Source organism: Sphingomonas sp. FW306-1B-B10E, from assembly GCF_058782005.1.
Genome location: NZ_JBYSXG010000001.1, coordinates 84,898 through 98,528, shown reverse-complemented (window position 1 = coordinate 98,528; position 13,631 = coordinate 84,898). Strand labels below are relative to the sequence as shown.

16 protein-coding genes and 1 tRNA gene are annotated in these 13,631 nt (G+C 64.6%); 16 read left to right on the top strand and 1 reads right to left on the bottom strand.

Features of this window, described 5'->3' with window-relative positions; genetic code table 11:
• The 12 genes from dapB (at position 1) to AC3WJI_RS00435 (ending at position 8,462) form a co-directional block, all read left to right on the top strand.
• A complete protein-coding gene (gene dapB, locus AC3WJI_RS00490) occupies positions 1-729 on the top strand; it encodes a 4-hydroxy-tetrahydrodipicolinate reductase (protein WP_492755264.1) in 729 nt (242 codons plus the stop codon).
• The gene (gene nth, locus AC3WJI_RS00485; protein ID WP_492755263.1) at positions 726-1,391 is read left to right on the top strand and encodes an endonuclease III; all 666 of its coding nucleotides are present in this window, start codon (positions 726-728) and stop codon (positions 1,389-1,391) included. The genes dapB and nth overlap by 4 nt, the downstream gene beginning before the upstream one ends.
• Positions 1,392-1,442: 51 nt before the next feature.
• Positions 1,443-1,519 (top strand) — tRNA-Arg (locus tag AC3WJI_RS00480).
• Between the two features lie 927 nt (positions 1,520-2,446).
• Positions 2,447-3,196 carry a LuxR family transcriptional regulator gene (locus tag AC3WJI_RS00475; RefSeq protein WP_492755262.1) on the top strand — a complete coding sequence of 250 codons (750 nt, stop codon included), beginning with the start codon at positions 2,447-2,449 and terminating at the stop codon, positions 3,194-3,196.
• Positions 3,197-3,276: 80 nt separating this feature from the next.
• Complete coding sequence (locus AC3WJI_RS00470; RefSeq protein ID WP_492755261.1) at positions 3,277-3,903, top strand: acyl-homoserine-lactone synthase; 627 nt, start codon at positions 3,277-3,279, stop codon at positions 3,901-3,903.
• 10 nt (positions 3,904-3,913) lie between these two features.
• Entirely contained in the window at positions 3,914-4,798 is an 885-nt protein-coding gene (locus AC3WJI_RS00465) for a phytanoyl-CoA dioxygenase family protein (RefSeq protein WP_492755260.1), read from the top strand.
• Complete coding sequence (locus tag AC3WJI_RS00460; protein WP_492755259.1) at positions 4,795-5,373, top strand: GntR family transcriptional regulator; 579 nt, start codon at positions 4,795-4,797, stop codon at positions 5,371-5,373. Before AC3WJI_RS00465 ends, AC3WJI_RS00460 begins: the two co-directional genes overlap by 4 nt.
• A 93-nt stretch (positions 5,374-5,466) precedes the next feature.
• On the top strand, positions 5,467-5,598 hold the full coding sequence (locus tag AC3WJI_RS00455) for a benenodin family lasso peptide (RefSeq protein WP_492755258.1): 132 nt from the start codon (positions 5,467-5,469) through the stop codon (positions 5,596-5,598).
• Positions 5,599-5,678: 80 nt separating this feature from the next.
• The gene (locus AC3WJI_RS00450; protein ID WP_492755257.1) at positions 5,679-5,810 is read left to right on the top strand and encodes a benenodin family lasso peptide; all 132 of its coding nucleotides are present in this window, start codon (positions 5,679-5,681) and stop codon (positions 5,808-5,810) included.
• A 58-nt stretch (positions 5,811-5,868) separates the two neighbouring features.
• The gene (locus AC3WJI_RS00445) at positions 5,869-6,000 is read left to right on the top strand and encodes a hypothetical protein (protein ID WP_492755256.1); all 132 of its coding nucleotides are present in this window, start codon (positions 5,869-5,871) and stop codon (positions 5,998-6,000) included.
• Positions 6,001-6,060: 60 nt separating this feature from the next.
• A complete protein-coding gene (locus tag AC3WJI_RS00440; RefSeq protein WP_492755255.1) occupies positions 6,061-6,711 on the top strand; it encodes a lasso peptide biosynthesis B2 protein in 651 nt (216 codons plus the stop codon).
• Between the two features lie 44 nt (positions 6,712-6,755).
• Entirely contained in the window at positions 6,756-8,462 is a 1,707-nt protein-coding gene (locus AC3WJI_RS00435) for an asparagine synthase-related protein (protein WP_492755254.1), read from the top strand.
• 238 nt (positions 8,463-8,700) lie between these two features.
• Here the strand turns inward: AC3WJI_RS00435 and AC3WJI_RS00430 are convergent, their stop codons facing one another.
• Positions 8,701-9,282, bottom strand: a complete 582-nt coding sequence (locus tag AC3WJI_RS00430; RefSeq protein ID WP_492755253.1) for a hypothetical protein — start codon at positions 9,280-9,282, stop codon at positions 8,701-8,703.
• 107 nt (positions 9,283-9,389) lie between these two features.
• Between AC3WJI_RS00430 and AC3WJI_RS00425 the strand changes: the two genes are divergently transcribed.
• The 4 genes from AC3WJI_RS00425 (at position 9,390) to AC3WJI_RS00410 (ending at position 13,624) form a co-directional block, all read left to right on the top strand.
• Positions 9,390-10,058 (top strand): response regulator, encoded by a 669-nt coding sequence (locus AC3WJI_RS00425; RefSeq protein WP_492755252.1) that lies wholly within the window; start codon positions 9,390-9,392, stop codon positions 10,056-10,058.
• A complete protein-coding gene (locus tag AC3WJI_RS00420; RefSeq protein WP_492755251.1) occupies positions 10,055-11,383 on the top strand; it encodes a sensor histidine kinase in 1,329 nt (442 codons plus the stop codon). The genes AC3WJI_RS00425 and AC3WJI_RS00420 overlap by 4 nt, the downstream gene beginning before the upstream one ends.
• Positions 11,384-11,996: 613 nt before the next feature.
• Entirely contained in the window at positions 11,997-12,602 is a 606-nt protein-coding gene (locus AC3WJI_RS00415; RefSeq protein WP_492755250.1) for an RNA polymerase sigma factor, read from the top strand.
• Entirely contained in the window at positions 12,602-13,624 is a 1,023-nt protein-coding gene (locus AC3WJI_RS00410; protein ID WP_492755249.1) for a FecR family protein, read from the top strand. The genes AC3WJI_RS00415 and AC3WJI_RS00410 overlap by 1 nt, the downstream gene beginning before the upstream one ends.
• Positions 13,625-13,631: the final 7 nt, after the last annotated feature.

Sequence of the window (13,631 nt, the reverse complement as noted above, 5' to 3'; positions counted from 1 at the left end):
ATGACGAGCATCGGTATTTTCGGAAGTATGGGACGGATGGGTCAGGCGATCGCCGCGATCGCGCCCAGCCTCGGCGCGCAGGTCGCTGGCGGCGCGGATATGGGCGACAATCCCGCCGACCTCGCGCGCAAGGCCGATGTGCTGGTCGATTTCTCCGCCCCCGCCGCACTGGAGGCGCATCTCGGCGCCGCGCGCGCCGCCTGGACTCCGATCGTGATCGGCACCACCGGGATCGGCGCGCACCATCACGCGCTGATCGACGCCGCCGCGGCAGAAATTCCAGTGCTCCAGACCGGCAACACCTCGCTCGGCATCGGGATGCTCGCCCATCTGGTGCGCGAAGCGGCGGCGCGGCTCGGGCCCGATTGGGACATCGAGATCGTCGAGACGCACCACCGCAACAAGGCCGACGCGCCTTCGGGCACCGCGCTGATGCTCGGCGACGCCGCCGCGCACGGCATGGGCACCACGCTGGCCGAGGCCGGCGTCACCGATCGCGCCGGGCTGACCGGCCCGCGCGCCGAGGGCACGATCGGCATGGCGAGCCTGCGCGGCGGATCGGTGGTCGGCGACCATAGCGTCATCTTCGCCACGGCCGGCGAGCGCATCGAACTCACGCACCGCGCCGACGACCGCGCGATCTTCGCACGCGGCGCGGTCCAGGCTGCGCTCTGGCTCAAGGGACAGCAGCCCGGCCGCTACACGATGGACCAGGTGCTGGGCATTTGAACAAGGCGGAGATCGTCGAGTTCTTCGCACGGCTCGCGGCCGACAATCCGCATCCAGAGACCGAACTCGAATACAGCAATCCCTACACCCTGCTCGTCGCCGTCGCGCTTTCGGCGCAGATGACCGACGCGGGGGTCAACAAGGCGACGCGGGTCCTGTTCGCCGAGGCCGACACGCCCGAAAAGATGGTCGAGCTCGGCGAGGAGGCGCTCAAGGCGCGGCTGCGCACGATCAACTTCTACAACACCAAGGCCAAGAACGTCCTTGCGCTCAGCCAGGCGCTGATCGACCGGCACGGCAGCCAGGTCCCTGAGGACCGCGCGGCGCTCGAAGCGCTGCCCGGGGTGGGGCGCAAGACCGCGAACGTCGTGCTCAATTCGGCGTTCGGGCACGAGACCTTCGCAGTCGACACGCATATCTTCCGCGTCGGCAACCGCACCGGGCTGGCGCGCGGCAAGACCCCGCTCGACGTCGAATTGAAGCTCGACAAACGCGTCCCCCAGCCCTTCCGTCTCCACGCGCATCACTGGCTGATCCTCCACGGCCGCTATACTTGCAAGGCGCGCACGCCGGAATGCTGGCGCTGCGTCGTCGCCGATCTCTGCGCCTACAAGCCCAAGACTCCGGCGCCCGCCCCCGCACGCAAGCCCGCGCCGCGCTGACGCGGAAACGGCTGGCGCGGCCCGATTTGCTTTGCTAGGCGCAGCGTCCAGGCACCCGTAGCTCAGCTGGATAGAGCGCTGCCCTCCGAAGGCAGAGGCCAGGGGTTCGAATCCCTTCGGGTGCGCCAAAAATGGTCATGTAATTAGCCACTTACACACATTGCTCAGCGGGCCGGATTAGCGCTTTTTTGGCCACGGAAGCAGCCCGGAAGCAGTCCAGACTGCAGTTTCGATCTCGCAAATTTTGTGGGGAATCGAGGCGATCGAAGCCGGTTGAACGACCTGCGATCGCATCAGACAGGCTAAAACGTGCACCAGATTGCGAGTCGGCTCGAGACAGCTTTCGCAAGATTCAATCGGCTCATTGTGACGTTGCTCCGCGCCGACGCGCTGAAATCCACAACGTACGTGCGATCGATCAGGTGTGTGCGACGGCTATGTTGTTGGTAAGGCTGAGGTCCTGAGTTCAATACTGACCGGAAGCGCCATTTTTTCCAGTTATACCATTGATTTAGCCATCCTTTTTGGGAGGCAGGGTACGAAGCTGACTTTTGAAAGTGTATCGGAAGCGAACGAGGGCGCTGCCTGGGATAGCGTGGCGCATACTTTTCGTGTGGAAGATTCTGATTTGAGGCCGCGATCCCTTTATCCGCGGAGCTGAGGAGCTCAGCAGGCGATGTAGTCGAGCACCCGCCTTTCCCGTCCCTTAGTACGTAGCCTGCCAGCCTTAAGCGTGGCCGATGGACGAGCCTAGCTGCGATGCCTAGCGCCTAAGCGGTGCCGAACAAGTATTGATCCATACTCATGGAAGACTGCGAGCACGATTTTTAAGTGCTGCCACTTTTCGACGGCAGTTCTAAGTCCCGAATGATGCCGCATCAGGTTACAAATATGTAATGAAGTGGTTTCTTTACACCGCAAATAATTGAGTTAATCATTTACGCGCAACCGCTCGTCCGATCTCCTTGAGAAGCTGTCAGGTAACGAGCCCCAATGGAAGGCGCATCGACGGAAGGCGGGTTGAGGTCCGCACCAGCGAGCGGCCAGGGCGGTTAATGGCGCGTTTGCAGATCGTCGAAGCCTTCGTGGAGAAGGCGCGTATCGCAATCACTCCTGACACTCTCTACGAGGCGCTTATCCAATGCTGCTTCGACATGGGCGTGCGATACTTTGCGCTGACCCATCACATCGACTTCGGCCGGGAAGCGGGTCCGGCGGTGCGCCTTCACAACTATCCTTCTTCCTGGGAGGAGTGGTTCGACGAGCGCGGACTCGGGCGAACCGATCCCGTCCATCGCGCTTGCAACCTGGCCAGCGTAGGCTTTGCCTGGTCGTCCGTGCCCGACATGATCAAGTTGACCCCGGATGATCGGCGCGTGCTCGAGCGCGCGTATCAGGTTGGAATAGGTCAGGGATTCACGATCCCTGCGAGCGTACCGGGCGAGGCGCTGGGATCCTGCTCGTTTGCTGTCGATGCGGGTCACGCTTTCCCTGAGCAGTTTCAGTTTGTCTGCCAGCTCATCGGCGCCTTCGCATTCGAAGCAGCCCGGCGGATATCGGGATCCAGAAATATCCTTGCCGACCAGACACCGGTTCTCACGGACCGACAGCGCGACTGCGTTTTGTGGGCGGCACGCGGCAAGACAGATTGGGAAATTGCCGTCATCCTGGGGGTCGGGCACGAAACGGTGATCCAGCACTTAAAGCATGCTCGCGAACGCTACGGCGTCCAGAAACGCGCCCTATTGGCGGTCCGAGCATTGTTCGACGGATTGATCAGCTTCTCTGATATTTTGAAGCACTGACGCTATCCCCATTTCTTGGGATACCGCTCCTCCGCGATGATCGGGATGCTTGAACCTCGTCTTTCGAGGGGTTTTGCGCCATGGTCCTTCTCGTCGATTCATCAGTCGATAAAATTGCCGACACTGCCTTCCGATCGATGTTCGCAGCACGGAAAAGCGTCTTCATCGATCTGCTTAAATGGGACCTGCCTGTTCTCGACGGATGCTATGAGATCGACCAGTTCGACGACCAGCACGCGCGCTACCTGATCCTCACCAATGATGCCCACGAACATCTGGCGTCGGCCAGGCTCCTTCCCACGACACGCCCCCACATCCTGGACGGCCTCTTCCCCGCGCTTTGCGCCGGCGAGATCCCGCGCGGCCCGCGAGTCTGGGAGATCACCCGTTTCTGCCTGAGCCGGCAGCTACGATCCGCCGACCGCCGCCAGATTCGCAACCAGCTCGTGTCCGCACTGGCCACCCACGCGCTCGATACCGGCATTGATACCTATACGGGTGTCGCCGAAATAGCGTGGCTGCAGCAGATCCTGGGCTTCGGCTGGCGGTGCCGCGCCCTCGGCGAACCGTTGCCGAGCGACGGCTGCCTGCTTGGCGCGCTTGAAATCACAATCACCCCCGAAACGCCGGCCGCCCTGGCTGGAGGCGGCGTCTGGGCTCCCGTCACGGCCCGTGAAACGCCGGCGCGCCGTATCGCCAACGCCTGAGGTTATCGCCATGAAGCAAGATCTAAACGCCAAGCCCGCTGGTTTCCACGCCGCGCTGAGGGAACTCACAACTCGAGGATGGTGCGTCATCCAGAACGCACTGCCGCGCGAAACCATCGAAGCGCTCGATGCCGATCTCGCGCCCATCTTCGAGGCAACGCCCTTCTGCGAGGGCGATTTCTATGGCGGCCGCACCAAGCGGTTCGGACGTCTGCTCAAACACTCACCCCATGCCGCCTCCTTGGCCATGGATGAGCTTATCCTCGCCGTCAGCGAGGCCGTGCTTTCGCCATGGTGCGACACGCTTCAGCTAAATTTGATGCAGGCGATCGCACTGCACCCTGGTGCGCCAGCGCAATTCCCGCACCGCGACCAGGACATGTGGCAGGGCGTAAAGGGCGAGGTCGAATATCTCGTCAACGTGATGTGGCCGCTGACCCGCTTCACGGTCGAGAACGGCGGAACGATCATATATCCCGGCAGCCACGGCAGCGGTGCGCTGAGCGAATCGCTGCCCGAAGGACTGATCGTTGCGGATTTCAAACCAGGCGACGCATTCCTCTTCCTGGGGTCGACTCTGCATGGGGCCGGCGCGAACCGTAGCGCCGACATTCGCAAGGCAGTCGTGGTCAGCTACTGCCTCGGATGGCTCAAGCCGTACGAGAACCAATGGCTCGCCTATCCGCCGGCGGTCGCCTGCGGCTTCTCCCCGGAGCTCTCCGCCCTGGTCGGCTATCGCCAGCACCGCCCCAATCTCGGCAATTACGAGGGCGTATGCCCTTCGCTTCTCCTCACGGGAGACCTCCCGGAGCATATCGCAGCGGTGGACGCTCTGCGACCAGACCAGGCCGAGGCCGTCGCGGCGCACAGGATTCGACAGGAGGCCGCCGCATGAGTCCGCTTCAAGCTATGGAGCGCAGCTACGCGACGCTCAAGCAGATACTGCGCGAGGGCCGGTATGCACCCGGCGCCCGCCTGGAAGCAAACCGAATCGCCGAGCAGCTCGGCGTCAGCATGACGCCGGTACGCGATGTCCTTCAGCGCCTGGTGGGCGAGCATCTCGTCGAGGCGAGCGCCGGAGAAGGATTTCATGTGCCGCGGCTGGGAGAGGCGGCGCTGCGCGATCTCTACGAATGGCATTCCGCACTCGTGCAGATGGCGGTGCGCACCGCCAGCAATCCGCTCGTAAGAAACGACTCGGATGATGAGACGGTCGCCGCCAGAACGGCGCTACTGTTCGAGCGGTTCGGCGAGATGGCGCCCAACCGCGAGATACGACGCGCGATCGCGAGTGCTGGCGATCGCCTTCACCCGTTCCGCATGCTTGAGTCGGAAGTACTCGAGCCACTACTCGGTGAACTCGACGAACTGGCCGAAGTCGACAGCGGACTTCCATTAGCAATCCGACGCTATCATATCCGGCGGATTAAGGCGGCTTCCCAGCTAATTCGGCGTCGCGAGGCGCCATGATCAAACACACGATTATAATAGGATTATAAACTTCTTATAAGCGCCGGCATGACCGATCTTCTCGTAGTCGCATCTCGCGACAGGAGAATGATCATGGACCGCGAAACCAACGAAAAGATCGACCTGATCGATCTCGGCGTTGCCAGCGCCGAGACCCAGGGCGCCCTCGACGGCAAGTATGACGTCGTCGGCCTCATCCCGCGCGAAGGCCTGTCGGACGACTGATCCGAATACGCCGGTCCGGCCATGCGCCGGGCCGGCGCAATCAGGGCTTCCGCCGTTCAACGCAAACCGGAGTTGCTCCCATGCAAACCGAACACGACCAAGCGGTCGATCTCATAGATCTCGGCCCTGCCAGCATGGAGACCCAAGGCGCGATGACCGGCACCTTCGACGTCATCGGACTCATTGAGCACGCGGGCCTGTCGAACGACTGATCCGCAATCGCGGGCCCGGCTACTCGCCGGGCTCGCCATTCAAAAACGGAGAATTCTCTTGAAGAACGAAGCACACGCGGTCGTGGACCTGATCGATGTTGGCGCCGCGAGCGTCGAGACGCGGGGCAGCTGTACGGGCATGTTCGAGCTTATCGGATTCGTCCTGCCCGAAGCGCTGTCGGACGATTGATCGTCCGCGTGTGCCGGCCCAAAGCTGGCGCCGCACCACCGAGAGATCCTGGCAACCGGAATGTTCTGGCGCATATTGCCCCACGCGACCGCCTGCGTCGCTTCCGACAAGCTGTTCTTGCTGGATATCCGGCAGGACCGTTATTTCCGGGTGCCCGCCGCTGCATCAGGCGAGATGCTTGCCTGGCTCAACCGGAACTATGCCGGGGTCGTCCCCAAAGCCGTGACTGACACGTTGGAACGTGCGCATATCCTCAGGCCAGACGATCCGCAACCGGCCAACGTGCTCAAGGAGCGCGTGACCATTCCCGCTGCGCTCACCCAGACCAGGGCGCGCTATGCCGGAAAGGAGCACCCCATTCGAGTTGGGATCGAGGTTGCCCGCATGCGGCTGTCGCTTCGCGCATTGTCGCTGAACCACATCCTTTCCGGCATCGTCACCCGGGACCCTCTGCCACGACGTGGGCCGGCGGCGCTAGCGGAGGCGCATGCGTTCGAGCGCGCCCGACATCTGGTACCGATCGCTCGGAACTGCCTGCTCGATTCGCTGGCGCTCGAGCGTTGGCTGGCGCGGCGCGGCGTGGGATCGCAGCTCGTCTTCGGCATCGCGCCCGAGCCGTTCGCGGCCCATTGCTGGCTGCAGACCCCCGAGGCGATCCTAAACGACAGCTACGATCACGTATCGGGCTTCACGCCGATCCTCGCTACATGAACAGGGCAGCCTATCTAGCCTGCGTTGCAAGACCCGGCTCCCAAATGGCTGAGCGCATGTGCAGCCTGGCCGATCGTCTGCGGTCGCCCACTATGGTCGCGTCGGTCGACGTACCGGGCCTAGTCGTCTTCGGTGATCCCACTGCAGCGCAACTGGTGCTGCCAAATGGTAGCGGGATCATCCTGGGCCATCTGTTCGATCGCGAGGGTAGCGGGCGGATTACGAGCGCGTCGAAGCTTGACCAGCCTCTCATTGCCGACTTTGTGAAAGCTTATTGGGGTGGCTATGTCGCGATTCGTCGGCTCGAAGATCGGGTCGAAATCTTCCGCGACCCGTCAGGTATGGTCCCCTGCTATCACGCGGAAATCGAAGGCGTTCATGTCCTGACCTCCCGGCCGGACCTATTGTTCGGTCCCGGCCTTCTCGAAGCTGTCGTCGACTGGACAATTGTCACCCAATCACTGGTCTTCCGTGACTTCCGGCCAGCGCGTACCTGCCTGCGGGGCGTGAGCGAGTTGCTTCCCGGAGTCGTGTTCGATTTAGGCGAATTAGGCCCTTCCACGCGTTGCGCCTGGTCGCCTTGGGCTTTCGCCGGGCTCACCGCCCGCATCACTGACCCTGCCGCCGCGGTCGCGAAGCTGCGTGACGTGACGGCAGCGACGCTCGCCGCATGGGCGGGATGCTTTGAACGGCCGTTGATCGAGATCTCAGGCGGCCTTGACTCCTCGATCGTCGCCGCCGGGATGCGCGCACCGCAGCCGGGGGCGCATTGTGTCACCTTCGGCCCAGCCCCGGGGGACGCGAGCGAACTGCCTTGGGCAAGGGCCGTCGCTGACCATCTAGGACATCCGCTTGTCGAACTGGTTGCCGATGCTGCAACGGTCGACATTTTCCACAGCGACGCGCAAGACTTGCCGAGGCCCTGCGCGCGCGCCTTCGCCCAGGCACTCGACCGTCCGATCCAGGCGCTGGCCGCCGAACTTCGCGCCGACGCTTTCTTCGGCGGCGGCGGCGGCGATAGCATGTTCTGCCTCTCCCACTCGGTTTTTCCTGTGCTCGACCGGCTTGCCGCCGACGGTCTCGGCAAGGGTGTCCTGGAAACGGCAGGTGACGTTGCGCAGCTCACACGCACCAATATCTGGAAGGTCTTGGGGGCCGCCGCACATCGCTGGACGCGCGCTCACGCGTCGATGCCTTCGCCGACTCCTAACAGATTTCTGGCATCGCATGCCCGCGAGGCTCTGCCCTGGCCCGAAGGAAATCCCTGGCTCGCGGCCCCTCATGGAATCCCATTGGGGAAGCGCAAGCATATCTGGTCGATCATGGGAATACAGAACCAGCTTGAAGGCTATGGCCGCGAAGCGAGGGCCCCGTTGCTCGCACCGTTGATGTCGCAACCAATCGCTGAGACTTGCATCGCCATCCCCAGCTGGTTCTGGTGCGCCGGCGGCACCAATCGCGCAGTAGCGCGCGAAGCGTTCCGTGGCAGCTTGCCCACTTCCGTAATCGACCGCCGAACCAAGGTTTCCTTCAGCAGCCTCGCCTACCGGATCATCAAGGCGAACGCGTCCACCCTGCGCGATATGCTCCTGCAAAGCACACTTGCGCGGCAAGGACTGATTGATCGCGATCGCATCACCGACTTTCTTGACGGTTCAATGGCGGACGGTGAGGCACTCCCCGAGCTTATGGCGCTCGTCGACGTCGAGGCATGGGTGAGACACTGGGAATGCCGGTCCTCGAGCGCTTAGGTCCATGGGTTGCAGGAAAGCGCGGGCTTGCGAAACCCGGGGCGGGGCGCCCGCCCGTCCAGCCGCCCCCGCATGAACGAATTCGGGCCGACAGCGGATCGGCGGCTTCCGATCGTCAAACCGTAGAGCAGAGGCTCTTCCTATCGACCTATTGTCGGCGTGAAGTCAGGATCAAGCTGGAGCGAGCCGCGGTCCCAACGACCGCGGCCTCGCCCGCTTCAATTCGCGCTGGCCGCGTTCATGGTCTCGGGCGAAATCCGAGTGTGCGGTTGGGGGGCGCAGCCTGTACGCCGGGGCGATCGTCGCAGCCGGCGGCCGCCGGCGGCGGCGGCACTGCGGCGTCAGGACCACCGGCCGGCGGCGCGTCATGCCGAGGACGGCCTGGCCCACCCGCTCCACCGGGCCCATGCGGCAGTGCGCCAGCGGGGCCTGTTGCAGTCACACGACCATTTGCGGCGACCAGATAGGAAGCTCGAAACTGGCCATCTTCATAACGCCCCTGCGCGGTCACGTCTTGCCCGACCGCAAGACTAAGACTGGAAGAGCGCCCGACATCGATCATTGTCTTGCCGGTCTGGTCCTGGACGACAATACGGTCGCCGAACATCTCGACCACCTTGCCCTTGACCGTAACGACACCACTGCCGCTGGCGAGCTTGCCGATCGGCGTCGCGTTCAGTGGTGCCATCTCGATCGACGGTCGGGTCAGCGAAACGGCGCCCGCGCCGCCCGCGGCGCCAAGCGCGAGCAGCAGTGCGGCGCCGACGCTCAGCGCCGGCCCACGCGAAAGGCGGGGGAACTTGTCCATGAGGCTCGTCATCGTCTGTCTCCTTGTCGTCGATGAGAGCCATGTACGACTCTGCCTCCCACGCCCCGCTGAACCCTCGCGTTCAGTTTGGGTTTAACCCCGGGAGGTAGCCACGGCGCATGCGCATCCTGCTAGTCGAAGACGATCCTGATCTGGGCCCCGCCATCGCCCGCGCGCTGCGACAGGAGAATTGCGCCGTAGATTTGGCTGCGAATGGGATCGATGCCGGGCATCTTGGCGATACCGAGCATTATGACGCGGCCGTGCTCGACCTGGGCCTGCCGGGAAAGGACGGCTTTACTGTGCTGCGCGAGTGGCGCGAGGCTGGCCGCACATTGCCCGTGCTGGTGCTCACCGCGCGCGACGGCTGGTCCGACAAGGTCGCCGGGTTCAAGGCGGGTGCGGACGATTACTTGACCAAGCCGTTCCGGGTGGAGGAGCTGACGATGCGGCTGCGCGCCCTCATCCGGCGGGCCGCGGGACATGCTGCCACGCGCATCGCCTCCGGCGCACTCGCGTTTGAAGCGCAAACCGGGCAGTTCGAACTGGACGGCTTGCCGCTTAGACTTACGGCGCTCGAGTGGCGCGTGCTCTCCGCACTAACGCTTGCCAAGGGTATCGTTATCGAACGGCTCGACTTGCTCGAGCGGGTTTATGAGGGCGATGCCGACACCGATTCCAACAGCCTGGAGGTCATTATAGGCCGGCTGCGCAAGAAGATCGGTGCCGAGCTGATTGAGACGGTGCGCGGGCGCGGATACCGGCTTTGCGAGATGCCGCCGTCATGAGGCTGGTGCCACGATCGATCCGGGGACGAATGCTCGCCTTGTCGGCGATCGCGACATTGGTCGCGCTGCTGTTGGCCGGTGTCGTCGTCGCGGGGATCCTCGGGAGGGTGGTGACACAGGGAATCGACCGGCGCCTCGATGCCCAGCTTGCGCTGATCGCGACGGCGGTGGGCAAAGACGGCACGCTCGACCGCGCGCGGCTGCGCCAGGTGCAGGGCGTGCTCGATGCCGGGCCGGGATGGCGCTGGCGGGTCGAGACGCCCGCCATGACGCTTGGGTCGGAAGATTTCCCGCAGATCGAGGCGGGGCCGCCGGGACACCGACGAAGCGAAGCGGATCTTGTTCGCGCGCGGCCCATCGAGGGGCACGGCCCTGACAGGGACGCCGTGCACGGCCGCACGCTGCGTCTGGAAACGTCTGGGGGAACGGCGACACTATTCGCCACCGCGCCGCGAGACGTCATCGAGCGTCCGGTTCGCGACGCCTTGCTTCCGCTCCTCGGGATGCTGGCGGCGATAGGCGCTTTGCTGGGCCTCGCTGCGGTGTCGCAGGTCGCGCTGGGCCTTCGCCCCGTCCGCCGCTTGCGCGACGCGGTCGCTGCAATCCGCGACGGGAGCATGGCGAACGTCGATGCGGGACAGCCCGAAGAGCTTCGCCCGCTCGCCGAGGAACTGAACGCGCTCGTCCGCGACAATCACGCAGCGCTCGCGTCCGCGCGCGCGTCCGCCGCAAATCTCGCCCATGCGCTCAAGACGCCGACTGCGACTCTCGCTTTGGAACTGCGCGACGATCCACGTGCCGCTCAGGTCGAACGGATCGACATGACGATCCGACACCATCTGTCCCGCGCCCGGCTGGAATCATCCTCGGTCAGAGCTATGACCAGTGTCGATCCGGCATTGGGTGCGTTGGCCCGCACGATATCGCAGCTCCATGCAAGCCGGAATATTTCCATCTCAGCCGCCCCGGCGCGCGATTGGGCAATCGCGGTCGATCCGTCGGATTTTGACGAGTTGCTCGGCAATTTGATCGACAATGCCGCACGGCATGCGCGCACGGCCGTCGTAATCGACGTCCAGCGCAACGGACGAATGCTCGGGTTCGTAGTTTCCGATGACGGACCAGGGATTCCTGTGGCGGAGCGCGACCGTGCGACCGCGCCAGGCGTCAGGCTGGACGAGCGTGGCGATGGCCATGGCTTCGGGCTCACCATCGTGCGCGAACTCGCCGCGCTTTATGGCGGTGCACTAGAGCTAGACAGAGCTGTCCAAGGCGGCCTCGCTGCGACCGTCACGCTTCCCATTTCAACACGAACTTTCCCCTGACGCTCGCTGGCTATTTGGAGCGACTCAAAGACAGTTCCCAGGATACATTAGGCGGATCTGAACCACTGAAACGGGCCAGAACTGCACCTCGATGTCGTCCGGCCTCGACTCACGAAGGGACAGGCAGTTCCGCGATGGGACGCGGGAGATCAGCAGCGCGCGCCGCGCCTTCCGCGACGGCGTCAGGGCTCGCGCGCTCTTGGCCCGCGCGGCACGCTTGCGATCGGTGAGAGTTCACGGCGGCTGGCCCCATGCCTGCGCGCGCCGCCGCGACGGCCGACCGCCTGCAAAAGTGCGTCCTTGCCTGCGCCTGCGGCGTTGCGCCCCACGGCCGCCTTCTCCGCGAGACTTGTCCGAAGTGGTTTCGATTCTTGCGCATTGTGATTGGCTTGCCTTTTGAACCGTTACAATCCTAGTCTTGGAGCGCGCCGCTCAAAGTGCGGCGCCGAGGCGTGAGAACCTTGTTTGGGGTCCCAATCCAACCGTCGTTTGCCGGGTGGCTGACGCGCATGTCCAGGCCGTCCGCGGCTAAAGGCGTCGGCGCAAGTCCTCAAACTTGTTCTCAACACCCGGCTTGCCGGCCGGGCTGCCTTGCTTTTCTGGAGGCAGGACGATGGGGGTCATGGTCGGACAGGGCAGCAAGTCCCGGACGCGGCTGATGTCGCCCCCGGCTCCCTCGACTGCGGCGGCGTTTGGCGAGCCGGACGAAAGTGCCGCCGCGGGTCCGCTCGGGCTGGAGATGATCTACCGCAACGAGCGCCACGCGCTGGTCCGCTTCATCACCCGCTATCGTTCCAATCCAGAGGAAGCAGGGGATGTCGCCCAGGAGGCGTTCCTGCGCCTAGCGCAGAGCGAGCAGGCACGCAGCGAACCGATCGCGCGGCCGCGCGCATTCCTGCGACAGGTGGCGCGCAACCTGCTGCGCGACCGCGCCAAGAGCGCCGCGGGGCGGGCAGAATTGCTGCGCACAGCCTATGACGACGAGGTCATTTCGGTAGCGAATGAAGTCGCGCGACTCGAAGCACGCGATAGTCTTGCACGCATCGAAGCGGTAATGCGCAGGATGAAGCCCAGGACTCGGGAAATATTCATGGCGCACCGCCTCGACGGCCTCAGCTATTGCGAAATCGCGCAGCGCACCGGCATGTCGGTCTCGGGCGTCGAGAAGCAGATGGCCAAGGCGATGACGATGCTGCTTCGGTACGCGGACAAAGATTGATGCCCGTCTCCGGGAATGGGAATAGCCGAAGCCCCGCCGTCACCAAGCAGGCCGGAATCTGGTTTGCGCGGATGCGGGGCCCCGATCGCGCGCGCTGGCAAGGAGAATTCGAGCGCTGGCGCGATGCAGATCCCGCACACGGCGAGGCTTACGCTGCGACCGGCGAGCAATGGCTGGCGACCGGCGGTCTCGCGGGAACCGAGCTAGGCCGCAACCGGGGCTTGCCCGAGCCTAGAACTCCGGTGTGGCAGATGCCGGCCGCGCGGCCCGTGTTCGCGCTGGCGGCGGTGGTGCTGGTCGTGCTTGCCGGCTTCTGGCTGCTGCGCGCGCCTTCCGCCGCGCCGGACACGACACTGGCGGCAACGGCCGGGCCGCAGGCGACGCGGGTGGGCGAGATCCGCACGGTCAAGCTGGTCGACGGGACTGTTGTCACCCTCGACACGGACAGCGCGATCGACGTCCGCCTGTCGGGCGGCCTGCGCCAGGTCCGGCTGATGCGCGGCCGGGCGCGGTTCGACGTTGCGCACGATGCCGCGCGGCCGTTCCGGGTCGAGGCGGGCGGCCGTACGGTCACGGCGCTGGGCACCATGTTCGATGTCGGGCTCGAGCCGGGAGGGGTGCGGGTGAGCCTGTTGCGCGGGTCGGTCGAGGTTCGCGGCGTCGCGCCCGCGGGCGGGATCGCGGCGGTGACGCCGCTCGCGCCGGGCGAGTGCTTCACCGATGTCGCCCACCGCCCGCAGGTGGTGAAGGCGTCACCCGGCTTGCCGCAATGGGTCTCGGGCATGCTCGATTTCGACGGCGTGCCGCTCGGCGACGCGCTCAAGCAGACCAATCGCTATTCGGCGCGCAAGATCCGGCTGGGCGACCCGTCGCTCGCCACGCAGCGGGTGACCGGTGGGTTTCGGCCGCTGCCGGTCGAGCAACTGGCGACCGCGCTGGCGGCGGCCTTTTCGCTGCATGTCGAGCGCTCGCCGCAGGGCGATTTGATCCTTCGCCGCCGCTTACCCGACCGCACGAAATAATTTTGGG